Genomic DNA, 13727 nt, shown 5'->3' with positions numbered 1-13727 from the left:
CTGCGCCGATGGTACTGCACTCGACAGGGTGTGGGAGAGTAGGACACCGCCGGAACATCATTGCGAAAGGCCCCCAGCATTGCGCTGGGGGCCTTTTTGCGTTTGCCCGTCGGCTACCGTGGAGCTATGGCGACGACGAAGATCGGCACCCACATCAACGCGTCCCGCGCGGAGGTCTACCGGCTGCTGCTCGACGGGGACGCGGTGCGGATGTGGATGGTGCCCGACGGCATGGCCAGTGAGGTGCATCGGTTCGAGGCCGAGGTGGGCGGGTCGTTCTCGATCACCCTGATCTACGACGAGGTCACCGATGCGGGGATCGTTCCGCAGCACGACGCCTATTTCGGCACGTTCCGGCAGTTGACGCCGGACGAGCAGGTGGTCGAGGTGCTCGAGTTCGTCACCGAGAAGCCGGAGATGACCGGCGCGCAGACCGTCACCTTCACCCTGACCGACGAGGACGGCGGCACCCGCCTCGACATCCTGCACGAGGACGTGCCGCACGGGCTGAGCCCGGCCGACAACGAACTGGGCTGGCAGATGGCGCTGCGCAAGCTCGTCGCGCTGGCCGAGCGCGGCACGGTCGACTGATCCGTAGCGCGACCGCCATTTTCGACGTCGGCTACCCGTAAAGAGGCGTCCCTACAGTGGAGGGATGTCGTCGCCGGCTCGACACCCGTCCACCGTCGCGGACTATGACGATGCGCGACGGCGGGCGCGGCTGCGCGAAACCCGGCTCGGTCACGGGTGGCGCTCGTGGCGGTGGGTCCGGCTGGCGGTGTTGCGGTGCGCGCTGGTCGCGGTGGCGGTGCTGGCACTGTTCGGCCAGTACTGGCGCTACGACATCGCCCCCGAACGGGAGCGGCTCGCGCACACCACCCCGGCGCTGCTGCCCGTCGCGCCGCCGCTGCACGAGGACGGCTGGGATACCGCCGTCATCGATCTGGTCGGTCTGGGCGGGCTGAACGCGGCGCCGACCGCGGCCGCGCTGCCCTCGCTGCGGAACCTGGGCGTGGTGTGGGGGGTGCGTTACGACAACGCCGGTATCGACACCAAGGTGATCGCCGACATGATCGTGGGCGCCACCCAGCGCGCGGGCGTGCGCGACATCGTGCTGGTCGGGCACAGCATGGGCGGGGTGATCGCGCTCGAGGTAGCCCGGCACATCCATCTGGGCAGCGACCGCAGGCTGGTGTCGGTGCTGCTGGACTGCACGCCGGTGGACCTGGACGCGGTGCGGCCGCAGAGCCGGGGCCGCGGCACCGACCTGGTCCGGTTCATGGGCTGGTTGCCCGGAGCCAGGGAGAGCAGGCTGCTGCGCATGGCCGTGGAGACGACCGCGCGGCAGGACCGTTTCCTGCGGCGGGAGCGGGGCGCGTTCCCGGAGATCGATCTCGGTGAGCTGCGCGGGGTGTTCGGGGAAGTGTTGCGCGACAAGATCTTCTCGCGTGACGCGGCCAGCAACGGATTGATCGAGGCGCAGTTCCTGGCGATCGTCGCCGGTGGTGCGGCGGGGGATCTGCGGGCGCTGGCCAAAGAGTATCCGGACAAGCAGCGCCCGGCCATCGTGTTCATCCGGCCGCGCGACGGCGACCGCGACCAGGTCGTGGATGTGGAGTACTCGCATCGGGTGCTGATCGAGCTCTCCGGTGGCGTCGACGGCACGCTGCTGGTGGTGCGGCCCCGGCAGATCGAGCACGCCGATCCGCGCCAGCGGCCCGCGGAATACAACGCGGTCATCGAATCGCAGGTGCTGCCGTTCGTGCAGCGCTACCAGCGGGCGAACACACCATGACGGGGTGTTCGCGCGGTTCGAATCACGCTAAGGCTAAAGGTATTAGCTCACCACCGTAATTGCTTCAATCCGAGCTATGCACCGACCGAATCATTTCTTGCCCGGCCTGCGTGGCCGCGCCACCGCCGCGTTTCTCGCGGTGGCAACCATCGCGACCCTCGGCCTGAGCGGGTGCTCGGGCGGCAGCGAGACGCCGGTCGGCACCCCGGACGCGCCCCTGCCGACCGAGGTCCCGCCGGGGACCACGCTGGTGGTCGCCGACCAGCAGGAGCGTCTGCAGACCGCGCTGCGGCTCTCCGGTGAACTGGACAAGCTGCCGTTCAAGATCGAGTTCGCGAACTTCGTCGGGGGGCCCGCGATCCTCGAAGCCTTCCGGGCGGGGGCGGCCGATGTCGGCCAGGTCGGTGACGTGCCGCCCATCCACGCCTTGGCCGCCGGTCAGGACGTGCCGATCGTCGGTTCGTACCAGACCAACCCGCAGGCGCTGAAACTCGCTGTGGCGCCGGGACGTTCGATCACCAAGCTCACGGATCTGAAGGGCAGGAAGATCGCCTACGCCGAGGGCACCGCCCAGCAGGCGGCCGTGCTCAAGGCGCTCACCAAGGCCGGACTGAGTACCGGTGACGTGCAGCTGGTCCGGCTGCAGCTGGCCGAGTTCCTCGACGCCGTGCGCACCGGTCAGGTCGACGTCGCCCCGCTCATCGAGCCGAACGTGACCCGGCTGCTGCGCACCCAGGGCACCTCGGTGCTCGCCGATTCGGAGACCGCGGGCATCTACGCCGGTCTGGCCTATGTCTACGCGCGCCGGGCCGTGGTGACCGACCCGGCCAAGGCCGCGGCGACCCGCGCGCTGGTCGGCGCGTTCGTGCGGGCCTGGCACTGGACCAACACCCACCGCGCGGAATGGGCGACCCGCTACTACGTGGAGAGCCAGAAGGTCAGCGCCGACGACGCCGCGCGTATCGTCGAGTCGCTGGGCACCTACACCTTCCCGCACCTGGACCAGGCGCTGGTCGCCCGGCAGCAGACGACCATCGACGCCATCGACGCCGCGGGTGAGCTGCCCAAGAAGATCCGGGCCACCGACGGCTTCGACCTGCGCTTCGATGCCGTGATCACCGAGGCCGTGACCGCCGCGGGCGCCGCGTTCAGTCCGGCGGCGAGCTGATGGCCACGCTCGACGCCGGTGTACTGCGCCGGATCAGGGGCACCACGCAGGCACCGGCCGAGGCGCTCGCGCCGCGCGGCCGGGGCAAGCGCAGGCTGGGCCCGGGACGGCCGATTCCGTTCGGGTTCGCGCTGGGTCCGGCCCTGTTGATCGGGGTCTGGGTCGTCGGCTCGGCGGTCGGGGGTATCGACCCGGAGACGCTGCCCGCGCCGTGGACGGTCGCGCAGACCGCCGGTGATCTCCTCGCCGACGGCAGGCTGCAGTCCAACCTGCTGACCTCGCTGCAACGCGCGGTGATCGGGCTCGGGCTCGGCGTGCTGATCGGTGTGGTGCTGGCCCTGGTGGCCGGGCTCAGCCGCCTCGGTGAGGCGGTCGTCGACGGGCCGGTACAGATCAAACGCGCGATTCCGACGCTGGCGCTGATCCCGCTGTTCATCGTGTGGTTCGGCATCGGGGAGGAGATGAAGCTGATCGTCATCACGACCAGTGTGCTCATCCCGGTCTACATCAACACCCACGCCTACCTGCGCAGTGTGGACGCGCGGTATGTGGAGCTGGCCGAGACGGTGGGGCTGTCGCGGTGGGGTTTCGTGCGGCGCATCGCGCTGCCGGGGGCGCTGCCGGGTTTCTTCCTCGGGCTGCGGCTGGCGGTGACCATCTCCTGGCTGGCGCTGGTGGTGGTGGAGCAGGTCAACGCGACCAGCGGCATCGGCTACCTGATGACGCAGGCGCGCACCTACGGGCAGATCGACGTGATCGTGGTCGGCCTGGTGATCTACGGACTTCTCGGACTCTTCGGCGATCTCGCCGTGCGGGCCACGGAACGGAAGGTACTGGCATGGCGACAGACACTGGGCGACTGAGCCAGGAACGCGTGGTGGTGCGCACCCGCGCGCTGACCAGGGGTTTCGGGACGCGGGTCGTGCTCGACGGGATCGACCTGGAGATCCGGCGCGGGGAGTTCGTGGCCCTGCTGGGCCGCAGCGGTTCGGGCAAGAGCACGCTGCTGCGCGCGCTGGCCGAGCTCGACGCCGAGGTGCCGGGCTCGGGCGAGCTGAGCGTGCCCACCCAGCGGGCGGCGGTGTTCCAGGATTCGCGGTTGCTGCCGTGGTCGCGGGTGCTCGACAATGTCGTGCTCGGGCTGAGCGGCCGGGACGCGAAGGAACGCGGCCGGTCGGCACTGGCCGAGGTCGGCCTGGCCGGACGCGAGAACGCTTGGCCGCGTGAGCTTTCCGGTGGCGAACAGCAGCGGGTGGCGTTGGCGCGCTCGCTGGTGCGGGAACCGGAACTGCTGCTGGCCGATGAACCCTTCGGCGCCCTGGACGCGCTGACCCGCATCCGGATGCACGCGCTGTTGCAGGCGCTGTGCGCGGCGCACCGGCCCGCGGTCCTGCTGGTGACCCACGACGTGGACGAAGCCGTTCTGCTCGCCGACCGGGTGCTGGTCCTCGACGAGGGCCGCATCGCGATCGACCAGCGCATCGACACCCCGCGCCCGCGCAGGCACGCGCATCCGGAGTTCGTCCGGTTGCGCGAGGTCCTGCTCGCCGGCCTCGGCGTCGACACCACCGAATTCGAGAAAGTGAAGCAGGCATCATGAGTGCGCCCCGGCAGCTGAGTCTCAACGCGTTCATCTATCCGTCCGGTCATCACGAGGCGGCCTGGCGCCACCCCGACAGCAGGCCGGACCGGATCTACGACGTGTCCTACTACCAGGAGATCGGGCGTACCGCCGAGGCGGCGAAGCTGGACGCGGTGTTCTTCGCCGACGGTCCCGCCCTGCGCACCGATGTGCGCCACAACGCGGCGCCCGGGCTGGAACCGATCACGTTGCTCACCGCGATCGCCGCGGCGACAACGCATCTGGGCCTGATCGCCACGGCGTCGACCACCTACTACGAGCCCTACAACCTGGCCCGGCTGTTCTCCTCGCTCGACCACATCTCCGGTGGCCGGGCGGGCTGGAACATCGTCACCACCGGCACCGATCTGGCGGCGGCCAACTTCGGGCTCGACCGGCATCCCGATCACGCCGAACGCTACGCCCGCGCACGGGAATTCGTGGATGCGGTGGTGGCGCTGTGGGACAGCTGGGAGGACGACGCGATCCTGCTCGACCGGGAGGCGGGCGTCTACGCCGATCCGGACAAGATCCACCCGATCGACTTCGTCGGCGAACACCTGCGGGTGCGCGGGCCGTTCAATGCTGCCCGCACACCGCAGGGACATCCGGTGCTGGTCCAGGCCGGTGCCTCCAACGAGGGGCGCGCTTTCGCGGGCAAGTACGCCGAGGCCATCTTCACCGCGCATCAGCGGCTCTCGGACGCGCAGGCCTTCTACGCCGACATCAAGGGCAAGGCCGCCGAGTACGGGCGCACCGCCGACGAGGTGAAGATCCTGCCGGGGATCAGCCCGTTCATCGCCGACACCGAGGAGGCGGCGCTGCGGCTAGAGCGGGAGTTCAACGAGCTGACCGTGCCCGAATACGGGCTCAAGCAGCTGGAATCCATCACCGGCACGTCGCTGCGTTCGCTGGCGCTCGACGAGCCGGTGCCCGTGGAGACCTTCGCGGGGGCGGGCGATGTCACCGACAACGCGCGCAGCCGCCTGCAGGTGGTGGCCGGGATCGTCGAACGGGAGCGGCCGACCCTGCGCGGGCTGCTGCACCGGCTGGCGGGCGCGCGCGGGCACCGGGTGTTCGCCGGGACGCCCGAGCAGGTCGCCGACACGATCGAGGAGTGGTTCACCCAGGGCGCGGCCGACGGTTTCAATGTGATGCCGCCGTACTACCCCGGTGGGCTGGAGATCTTCGCCGAGACGGTGGTGCCGATCCTGCAGGAGCGCGGGCTGTTCCGGACCGAGTACAGCGGGACCACGCTGCGCGATCACTTCGGGCTGGCCCGTCCGCAGAGCCGGTTCGCCCGCTCCGCCGCGCTCGCGGGATGAGGGCCTGCCGAGCGGATCTCGCTGTCGGCGGGACCGCACGGTGACGCTGACGGGACATTCGGAATCGGCCGGTGAGCAGGTGACGGGCGCGCCGCGCACGCGGCTGCGGTCGATGGCGCTGGCGGTGTTCGTGCCGTCGGCGGTGTACGGGATCGGTTCCGGCGCGGCGGCTCCCATGCTGCCGCTGCACGCGCTGGAACTGGGCGCGTCGGTGGGGACGGCGGGCGTGGTCGTGGCCATGATGGGCTTCGGGCTCATCCTGGGCGACCTGCCCGCCGGGTGGCTGGTGGCGCGGACGGGGGAGCGCCGCGCCATCGCGCTCGGCTCGCTCGCCTGCGCGGTCGGGCTGCTGATCGCCATCCTCGCGCCGAACATCGCGGTGTTCGCGCTGGGTCTGCTGGTCAACGGTGCCGCGGGGGCGGTGTGGGGGCTGGCCCGGCAGACCTATGTCGTGACCATGGTGCCCGGTGCGGACCGGGGACGGGCGTTCTCGGCGCTGGCCGGGTGGATGCGGTTCGGGTTCTTCGCCGGGCCGTTCCTCGGCGCGGGCGCCGTGCACTGGCTCGGGCCGGTCGGCGGGCTGTGGATCCAGTTCGTGGCCACCGTCATCGGCGGCATCATGGTGTTCGCCATGCCGGAACCCGAAGGCGCGCCCGCGGTGGTCAGCGATCACACGATCCGGTCGGTGGTGGTGCAGCACCGCAGGCTGCTCGGCACGCTCGGGCTCGGTGCGCTGCTGATGGGCGCGGCGCGGGCGGCCCGGCAGTCGCTGCTGCCGCTGTGGGCGGTGCACATCGGGGCGGACGCGGCCACCACCAGTCTGGTGTTCGGTATCGCGGGCGCGGTCGACGTGCTCATGTCCTACCCCTCGGGCATCCTGCTGGACCGCTACGGCCGCCGCGCCATCGGCGTGCCCGCCATGATCGGCTTCGCCGTCGGGTACGCGGTGCTGCCCTTCGCCGGGTCGGTGGCCGGACTGACCGCGGTCGCGGTGCTGCTCGGCTTCGCCAACGGGCTGAGCAACGGCGTGATCATGACCGTCGGCGCCGATGTCGCCCCGCCCGAACAACGCGCCGAATTCCTCGGCGCCTGGCGGCTCACCCACGACATCGGCATGTTCGCCGGGCCGATCGCGGTCGGCGCGATCAGCGCGGTGACGGTGCTCGGCGCGGCCGCGGGCACCCTCGCGGTCGCGGGACTCGGTGGCGCGGCGGCGATGTACCGCTGGTTCCCGGGGCGGGTGACGGCCTCGGTCTCGGTGGTCGAGACGGGCGCCGGGCAGGCCGAGCGTGGTGCGAGTGTCGTCGACCGCGGTCCGGCTGTTCAGGAAACGTCGCCGACCAGCGGTGACGCGGTCCACGCCGGGTCACGGCCGGTGAGTGCGAGCAGCCGGTCGAGTAGTGGTGCGGCGGGGTCGACGGCGACCTCGGGGCCGTAGATCCCCATCTCGCGACCCTGCCGGGCGGTGGCGGTGGTCTCGGCGAGGGCGTAGGCGAGGAGGTCTTGGTTCCAGTCGACGGTGACGTCGACGGCGCGGGCGAGATCCCAGCCGTGGACGATCAGTTCGCCGGCGACCATGCCACCGACCAGTGGGGCGGGCAGTTCCATGGGACCGCCCATGACGGTGAGGCCCCGCCAGGCGGCCGGGTCACGCCACGCGTCGGTGAGCGCGTCGAGATGGGCTTCCAAGGCGGCGATCCCGTCGGTGCGGTCGCCGCCGGGCCCGTCGTCCGGCGGGGCCACCATCTCCTTGCGCGCGGCCCCGATCAGCGACGGACCCCAGAACAGCAGGTGGTCGATGAGGCCGCGGACATCGAAGTCGGCGCAGGGGGTCGGCGCGGTGAGCTGAGCAGGGGTGATGGCGCGCAGCAGCGCGGGCCAGGGGGCCGCGGCCTGGGCGATGCGTTCGGTGTCGGACATGCTTCGAGCCAACCACCACCGCGTGGCCGCTGTCTTGAACGAACGCGACATACACTCGCCGCATGGCGCGCGATCCGCGGGAACTCGGCGGTGCGTGGCAGTCCGCGCAACGCCACAGCTTCCGCGCGCCGTCGAGTGCGCTGGCACCCTATGTCGACCGGTACTGGGCGGTGTCGTGGGAATACGACCGGCCCTACCGGCAGTTGGTGGTGCCGCTGCCGCAGGTCCATCTGACCTTCCACCACGATCACGCCGAACTGCACGGACCCTGCTCCGCCCACGTCCATCGTGACTTGTCCGGTGCGGGATCGGTCTTCGGTGTCGCGTTCCGGCCCGGCATGTTCGGGGTGTTCCTCGGCGCGCCGGTGGCGAGCCTGCGTGATCGAACGGTCGACGCCACCACGGTTTTCGGGTCCGGACTGCCGATGGTCGCGGACGCCGCCACGGTCGAGCGCTTCCTGCTCGCCCGGCTGCCGGCACCCGATCCGCTCGCCGAGCTCACGGCGGACATGGTGAGGACCATCGCCACCGATGCCGCGGTGACAAGGGTGGACACCCTGGCCGGGCGGTTCGGGATCGGGGTGCGGCGGGTGCAGCGGCTCTTCGCCGACCATGTCGGGATCGGGCCGAAATGGGTGATCCGCCGCTATCGCCTGCACGAGATCACCGAGCGGCTCGCCGCCGGGGGCGAGATCGACTGGGCCTGCCTGGCCGTCGAACTCGGCTATGCCGATCAGGCCCATCTCAGCCGCGATTTCCGCCGGATCTTCGGCGAACCACCGACCGGCTACGCCCAGCGCTACGGGCCGGGGTGAGGTCAGCGGATGCGGGCGCCGAGGATGCTGCGGACGCCGGCGAGGAACAGTTGTAGGCCGAAGTCGAAGCGGGCGGTGGCGTCGGGGGTGTCGAGCAGTGGGGAGGAGTCGTCGGGGAGGGCGCCCGCGGAGTCCATCTGCATGCGGGACTGTTCGTCGACGGTTTGGCCGAGGACGTAGTAGAGCAGGGTGTAGGCCGTGAGTTCGGCTTCCTCCCTGGTCATTCCGGCCCGGATGACGATGCCCGCCAGGCGTTCGCGGGCCTTGCTGGTGGTCAGGCGCGAGGCGTAGGTGGCCGAGACCAGTTCGGCGCCGTCACGGTAGGCGAGCAGGCAGTCACGCAGACGGTGGGCCAGTTCGGTGACCTGGCCCTGCCATTCGACGGCCGCGACCGGGTCGTCCATGGGGGCCAGGATCCGGTCGGCGACCGCGCCGAGCAGGCTCTGCTTGTCCTTGACGTGCCAGTACAGCGCGCCGGGCTGCACCTGCAGCGAGCCCGCCAGCCTGCGCATGGTCAGGTCGGCCAGGCCGTACTGGTCCAGGATCTCGACGGCGGCATCGACCACATCCGTCTTCCGCAGTTGCACGCGCGTCCTTCCGTCCGATTCGCCGACCCGGGTGTGATGGCTCACTCCCAGCCGCTACCCTATCCTGAACACCGTTCAAGTTGTGCGGCCACGCCGGGTGGATCACACCCCTCGCGCCGCGCGAACCCCGACGAAGGGACAACACGTCGTGACGCAGGCACCCGTCCAGACCGACATTCTGGCCATCGCCCGTGAGCAGGTGCTCGAGCGCGGCGAGGGCCTCACCGAGGAGCAGACCGTCGAGGTGCTGCGCCTGGGTGACGACCGCCTGGAAGCGCTGCTCGAGCTCGCCCACGAAGTGCGGATGAAGTGGTGCGGCCCGGAGGTCGAGGTCGAGGGCATCATCAGCCTCAAGACCGGCGGCTGCCCCGAGGACTGCCACTTCTGCTCGCAGTCGGGCCTGTTCCAGTCGCCGGTGCGCGCGGCCTGGCTCGACATCCCCAGCCTGGTCGAGGCGGCCAAGCAGACCGCCAAGACCGGCGCCACCGAGTTCTGCATCGTGGCCGCCGTGCGCGGTCCGGACGCGCGCCTGATGGCCCAGGTCGCCGCCGGTGTCGAGGCCATCCGCAACGAGGTCGACATCCAGGTCGCCTGCTCGCTGGGCATGCTCGACCAGGAGCAGGTCGACCAGCTCGCCGCCATGGGCGTGCACCGCTACAACCACAACCTCGAGACCGCCAAGTCGCACTTCCCGAAGGTCGTCACCACCCACACCTACGAGGAGCGCTGGGACACCCTGCGCATGGTGCGCGAGGCGGGCATGGAGGTGTGCTGTGGTGGCATCCTCGGCATGGGCGAGACCATCGAGCAGCGTGCCGAATTCGCCGCGCAGCTGGCCTCGCTCGAGCCCGACGAGGTGCCGCTGAACTTCCTCAACCCGCGCCCCGGCACCCCCTTCGGTGACCTCGAGGTGCTGCCCGCGGCCGACGCGCTGCGTGCCATCGCCGCCTTCCGCCTCGCGCTGCCGCGCACCATCCTGCGCTTCGCCGGTGGCCGCGAGATCACCCTCGGCGATCTCGGTGCCAAGCAGGGCATGCTCGGCGGTATCAACGCCGTCATCGTCGGCAACTACCTGACCACGCTGGGCCGTCCGGCCGAGTCGGACCTCGACCTGCTCGGCGAGCTGAAAATGCCGATCAAGGCCTTCAACGACACCCTCTGACACGACGGCACAGTAGGGTGACAGACATGGACGAGCGCTACAACCCGTTCACCGGCAAGCGGATAGTGCCCGGTCTCGACGACGCGATGCCCACCGCCGCCGCACTCGGGCTCGAACCGCCCCGGTTCTGCGAGCAGTGCGGGCGCCGGATGATCGTGCAGGTGAGCCCCGACGGCTGGTGGGCCAAGTGCTCCCGGCACGGGGTCATCGAGTCGGCGCAGCTGGAACGCCGCTAGTGCTCGGCGCGCGGCCGCGTCCGGAGGTGTTGCGGCGCGAGGTGATCGGGGTCGGTCTCGTGGCCGGCCTCGTCCTCGTGGCCGGTGTGGTGGCCGGGATCGTCTGGGGTGTGCTCGCGCCGACCCAGCGGCTGCGGGTGACCACGCCGGAGAAGGGGGTGCCCCTCACCGGCGAGAGCCTGCATCTGTTCGACGGGGTCGCGATATTCCTGTGTCTGGGCGCGGTGGTCGCGGTGCTGAGTGTGGCCGCGGCCTGGCGGGTGCGCGGTGCGCGCGGGCCCGCGCTGGTCGTCGGGCTGCTGGCGGCCTCGGGACTCGGTGCGGCCGTGATGATGTGGGTCGGGGAGTGGGTGGCGCAGGTGCGGCATCCGCGTCCCGACGATCCCGCGATCGGGCAGATCGTGGCGCTGCCCGCCGAGGTGGGTACCGATCTGGTGTTGCTCGTGCAGCCGCTGCTGGCCGCGCTGGTGCTGCTGTTCCTGGCCGCGCTGCATCCGCGCACCGATCTCGGTTCGGGCACCGCGGGCCTGCTCGGTGACCTGCGACCGGCCGAATTCGACGACTATCCGGTGCACGACGCGGCCCGGGAATATCGGCCGAGCGGCGATTTCGACGCGAGTCCGCAACCCCGGGCCTGAGCCCCTCCCGATCGCTACCATCGCGAGTATTCGCAGGTGGGCGGCTCGGGAGGAGCGGTCATGGGATTCATCGGTGGCGGCCCGGTCGTCGAAGAGCTGGACGCGAAATTCTGGCGGCTCACCGAACCGCTCACGTATCAGGGGGCGGTCGAAACCTTCACCGTGCCCGCCGGATTCCGCACCGACTTCGCGTCGGTGCCGCGCCCGCTGGTCTGGTTGATCCCGCGCTACGGCGCCTACACCCGCGCGGCGATCCTGCACGACTATCTGTGCCGCGGCGCGGAAGTGAGCCGGGCCGACGCCGACGGCATCTTCCGGCGCTGCCTGCGCGAGTTCCGGATCTCGGTGCCGCGGCGCTGGATGATGTGGGCGGCGGTGCGGCTGGGTTCACATCTGCGCGGCGCCACGGTGGGTGATGTGCTGCGCTGGTTGCTGATCGCGGTGCCCTCGCTGGTGTTCCTGGCCCTGCCGGTCACCGTGGTGACCACCTTCCTGCTGCTGTTCTGGCTGGTCGAACTGGCCTTCTGGGCGGCGAGCAGGCTCGCCAGGCGCACCACCGTGCCGCCGCCGGCCCCGCAGATGAAGACCGCCTAGGGCCCGTGTGATTCACCCGGAACGGGCGATGCCCGCGGCCGGTGGGCGCTCTAGCGTCGGGAACGACAGTGGTCCGCCCACCGCCAGGAGGCCCCGATGCGTCTGCCCGAGCGGGCTTCCGAACCCGCGACACCGGAATGGTCGATCCCACGCGGGCTGATCGTCCTGCTGGCGGTGGCGGCGAGCGTGGTGGCCATCGGCGGTATGAAGGCGTTCTCCGGGGTGATCGGCCCGACCTTCCTGGCCCTCATGCTCACCATCGCGGTGCAGCCGGTGCAGGAGTGGGCGCGCAAACGCGGTTGGCCCGCCTGGCTGGGCATGCTGTGCGCGCTGGGCGCGGTGCTGTTCATCCTGATCGGGCTGGTCGGGGCGCTGGCGCTGTCGGCGTATCAGCTGGCCTCGCAACTGCCCGAATACACCGCGAAACTCAACGATCTGCTCGACTACGCGCGCGATCTGCTCGCCGATCTGGGGGTGAGTACCGAACAGATCCAGAAGGCCCTGCACAACATCGACATGAGCAAACTCGTCGGCCTGATCGACGACCTGCTCGGCGGCGCGATCGGGGTGTTCTCGAATCTGTTCTTCGTCGTCGCGCTGCTGCTGTTCATGGCGGTGGACGGGATGAGCATCCGCCAGCGCATGGGCGTGGTGGCGCGGCAGCGGCCCGCCATCGCGCACGCGCTGGGCGAATTCGCCTACGGCACCCGCAAATACCTGGTGGTCTCGACGGTGTTCGGCGCGATCGTCGCGGTGCTCGACGGTGGGGCGCTGTGGCTGATGGGGGTGCCGCTGCCGCTGCTGTGGGCGCTGCTGTCGTTCATCACCAACTACATTCCCAATGTCGGGTTCGTCATCGGTGTCATCCCGCCCGCGCTGCTGGCCCTGCTCGACAGCGGGCCGGTGCTGATGGTGTGGGTGATCGTGGTGTACTCGGTGATCAACTTCGTGATCCAGTCGATCATCCAGCCCAAATTCGTCGGCGACGCCGTGGGATTGAGCGTCACGCTGACCTTCCTGTCCCTGGTCTTCTGGACCTGGGTGCTCGGCGGTCTCGGCGCGATCCTGGCCGTCCCGCTGACCCTGCTGGTGAAGGCGCTGCTGCTCGACATCGACCCCTCGACCCGCTGGGCCGACGTACTGATCGGCGCCCCGCTGAACAAGAAGGAACTCGCCGAGGAGAAGGAGTCGCCGTGACCCCCGCCCGCTCGGCACCGCATCCGGTCCGGCAGGGGTTCGCCGGGGGCATCACCATGCTGATCGTGGTGTTGCTGCTCGTGTCGAGCATCCTGTCGATCCTGCGCGGGATCGCCCTGCTCGCGGGCGATCTGTTCGTCCGGGTTCCCGACTATGCCTACGCGTTCGACCCGGTCACGTGGGGCTGGGTCGATCTGGCGCTCGGCCTCACCGGCGTCTGCGTCGCCGTCGGGCTGATCCTCAGCGCCACCTGGGCGCGCGTCCTCACGACGTGCGTGGTGGCACTGTCGATCGTGGGCAGCTTCCTGTCGCTGCCGTACCACCCGTGGTGGTCGGTGATCGTGATCGCCCTCGACGTTATCGTCGTCTGGGCGGTGTCGAACTGGGAGCCCTACCACTTCTGACCCGCCGGAAAACCGGTGGCGCCCACGATCAGCCGTCCCTACTGTTGGCCGGTCACCATTTCCCGGGGGAGGACCCGATCGTGCAGACCACCGACCAGCAACCCACCGAACGCCCCGATCTCACCGCCTGGCGCCACCGCCACGCCCTGCGCAGCTCCAACGCCGCCACCCCGGTCCCGAGCGGGCGTCGCTACCGCCGCTCCGACAAACACCGGAACCGCAGGTACGAGTAGGTACGCTGGGGTGATGAACACTTCGGGGGACG

At 70.3% G+C, this 13727-nt stretch carries 17 protein-coding genes; 15 read left to right on the top strand and 2 right to left on the bottom strand.

Features of this window, described 5'->3' with window-relative positions; all coding sequences use genetic code 11:
- The first annotated feature begins 126 nt into the window (after positions 1-126).
- The 7 genes from ACWEMY_RS10390 (at position 127) to ACWEMY_RS10360 (ending at position 7347) form a co-directional block, all read left to right on the top strand.
- The gene (locus ACWEMY_RS10390; protein ID WP_452389741.1) at positions 127-591 is read left to right on the top strand and encodes an SRPBCC domain-containing protein; all 465 of its coding nucleotides are present in this window, start codon (positions 127-129) and stop codon (positions 589-591) included.
- Positions 592-655: 64 nt separating this feature from the next.
- Positions 656-1795, top strand: coding sequence for an alpha/beta fold hydrolase (locus ACWEMY_RS10385; RefSeq protein ID WP_452389740.1), 1140 nt, complete (start codon positions 656-658; stop codon positions 1793-1795).
- Between the two features lie 76 nt (positions 1796-1871).
- A complete protein-coding gene (locus tag ACWEMY_RS10380; protein WP_452389739.1) occupies positions 1872-2963 on the top strand; it encodes an ABC transporter substrate-binding protein in 1092 nt (363 codons plus the stop codon).
- A complete protein-coding gene (locus ACWEMY_RS10375) occupies positions 2963-3826 on the top strand; it encodes an ABC transporter permease (RefSeq protein WP_375937983.1) in 864 nt (287 codons plus the stop codon). Before ACWEMY_RS10380 ends, ACWEMY_RS10375 begins: the two co-directional genes overlap by 1 nt.
- Positions 3802-4563, top strand: coding sequence for an ABC transporter ATP-binding protein (locus ACWEMY_RS10370; protein ID WP_452389738.1), 762 nt, complete (start codon positions 3802-3804; stop codon positions 4561-4563). Before ACWEMY_RS10375 ends, ACWEMY_RS10370 begins: the two co-directional genes overlap by 25 nt.
- Positions 4560-5909: an LLM class flavin-dependent oxidoreductase gene (locus ACWEMY_RS10365; RefSeq protein ID WP_375937988.1), complete on the top strand. Its 1350-nt coding sequence runs from the start codon at positions 4560-4562 to the stop codon at positions 5907-5909. Before ACWEMY_RS10370 ends, ACWEMY_RS10365 begins: the two co-directional genes overlap by 4 nt.
- Positions 5910-5949: 40 nt before the next feature.
- A complete protein-coding gene (locus ACWEMY_RS10360; RefSeq protein WP_452389737.1) occupies positions 5950-7347 on the top strand; it encodes an MFS transporter in 1398 nt (465 codons plus the stop codon).
- Here ACWEMY_RS10360 and ACWEMY_RS10355 read toward each other — a convergent pair.
- Positions 7233-7829 carry a TIGR03086 family metal-binding protein gene (locus tag ACWEMY_RS10355; protein WP_452389736.1) on the bottom strand — a complete coding sequence of 199 codons (597 nt, stop codon included), beginning with the start codon at positions 7827-7829 and terminating at the stop codon, positions 7233-7235. The two genes, ACWEMY_RS10360 and ACWEMY_RS10355, sit on opposite strands and share 115 nt — an antisense overlap.
- A 62-nt stretch (positions 7830-7891) precedes the next feature.
- Here ACWEMY_RS10355 and ACWEMY_RS10350 point away from each other — a divergent pair, with 62 nt between their 5' ends.
- Positions 7892-8644 carry an AraC family transcriptional regulator gene (locus tag ACWEMY_RS10350; RefSeq protein ID WP_452389735.1) on the top strand — a complete coding sequence of 251 codons (753 nt, stop codon included), beginning with the start codon at positions 7892-7894 and terminating at the stop codon, positions 8642-8644.
- A 2-nt stretch (positions 8645-8646) separates the two neighbouring features.
- Here ACWEMY_RS10350 and ACWEMY_RS10345 read toward each other — a convergent pair whose 3' ends face one another.
- Complete coding sequence (locus tag ACWEMY_RS10345; protein WP_452389734.1) at positions 8647-9231, bottom strand: TetR/AcrR family transcriptional regulator C-terminal domain-containing protein; 585 nt, start codon at positions 9229-9231, stop codon at positions 8647-8649.
- Between the two features lie 148 nt (positions 9232-9379).
- Here ACWEMY_RS10345 and bioB point away from each other — a divergent pair, with 148 nt between their 5' ends.
- The 7 genes from bioB (at position 9380) to ACWEMY_RS10310 (ending at position 13695) form a co-directional block, all read left to right on the top strand.
- Entirely contained in the window at positions 9380-10393 is a 1014-nt protein-coding gene (bioB, locus tag ACWEMY_RS10340; RefSeq protein ID WP_452389733.1) for a biotin synthase BioB, read from the top strand.
- A gap of 26 nt (positions 10394-10419) precedes the next feature.
- Positions 10420-10629 (top strand): biotin synthase auxiliary protein BsaP, encoded by a 210-nt coding sequence (gene bsaP / locus ACWEMY_RS10335; protein ID WP_375938003.1) that lies wholly within the window; start codon positions 10420-10422, stop codon positions 10627-10629.
- Positions 10630-10670: 41 nt separating this feature from the next.
- On the top strand, positions 10671-11267 hold the full coding sequence (locus tag ACWEMY_RS10330) for a DUF2567 domain-containing protein (protein ID WP_452389732.1): 597 nt from the start codon (positions 10671-10673) through the stop codon (positions 11265-11267).
- Positions 11268-11327: 60 nt separating this feature from the next.
- Positions 11328-11861 (top strand): DUF1353 domain-containing protein, encoded by a 534-nt coding sequence (locus ACWEMY_RS10325; RefSeq protein WP_375938007.1) that lies wholly within the window; start codon positions 11328-11330, stop codon positions 11859-11861.
- Between the two features lie 96 nt (positions 11862-11957).
- Positions 11958-13058: an AI-2E family transporter gene (locus tag ACWEMY_RS10320; RefSeq protein ID WP_452389731.1), complete on the top strand. Its 1101-nt coding sequence runs from the start codon at positions 11958-11960 to the stop codon at positions 13056-13058.
- On the top strand, positions 13055-13462 hold the full coding sequence (locus ACWEMY_RS10315; RefSeq protein WP_452389730.1) for a DUF7144 family membrane protein: 408 nt from the start codon (positions 13055-13057) through the stop codon (positions 13460-13462). Before ACWEMY_RS10320 ends, ACWEMY_RS10315 begins: the two co-directional genes overlap by 4 nt.
- Before the next feature lie 80 nt (positions 13463-13542).
- Complete coding sequence (locus ACWEMY_RS10310; RefSeq protein WP_452389729.1) at positions 13543-13695, top strand: hypothetical protein; 153 nt, start codon at positions 13543-13545, stop codon at positions 13693-13695.
- Positions 13696-13727: the final 32 nt, after the last annotated feature.

Source organism: Nocardia sp. NPDC004415 (genome assembly GCF_053602435.1).
Note: the sequence above shows the minus strand (reverse complement) of the source record. Positions and strands in the feature narration are given on the sequence as shown.

Bases quoted from the DNA above. Each gene is read 5' to 3' on its own strand.
- ACWEMY_RS10320 (WP_452389731.1), top strand. From the start codon at position 11,958: ATGCGTCTGCCCGAGCGGGCTTCCGAACCCGCGACACCGGAATGGTCG.
- ACWEMY_RS10380 (WP_452389739.1), top strand. From the start codon at position 1,872: ATGCACCGACCGAATCATTTCTTGCCCGGCCTGCGTGGCCGCGCCACC.
- ACWEMY_RS10325 (WP_375938007.1), top strand. From the start codon at position 11,328: ATGGGATTCATCGGTGGCGGCCCGGTCGTCGAAGAGCTGGACGCGAAA.
- ACWEMY_RS10350 (WP_452389735.1), top strand. From the start codon at position 7,892: ATGGCGCGCGATCCGCGGGAACTCGGCGGTGCGTGGCAGTCCGCGCAA.
- ACWEMY_RS10355 (WP_452389736.1), bottom strand. From the start codon at position 7,829: ATGTCCGACACCGAACGCATCGCCCAGGCCGCGGCCCCCTGGCCCGCG.
- ACWEMY_RS10370 (WP_452389738.1), top strand. From the start codon at position 3,802: ATGGCGACAGACACTGGGCGACTGAGCCAGGAACGCGTGGTGGTGCGC.
- bsaP (WP_375938003.1), top strand. From the start codon at position 10,420: ATGGACGAGCGCTACAACCCGTTCACCGGCAAGCGGATAGTGCCCGGT.
- ACWEMY_RS10385 (WP_452389740.1), top strand. From the start codon at position 656: ATGTCGTCGCCGGCTCGACACCCGTCCACCGTCGCGGACTATGACGAT.
- ACWEMY_RS10375 (WP_375937983.1), top strand. From the start codon at position 2,963: ATGGCCACGCTCGACGCCGGTGTACTGCGCCGGATCAGGGGCACCACG.
- ACWEMY_RS10390 (WP_452389741.1), top strand. From the start codon at position 127: ATGGCGACGACGAAGATCGGCACCCACATCAACGCGTCCCGCGCGGAG.
- ACWEMY_RS10365 (WP_375937988.1), top strand. From the start codon at position 4,560: ATGAGTGCGCCCCGGCAGCTGAGTCTCAACGCGTTCATCTATCCGTCC.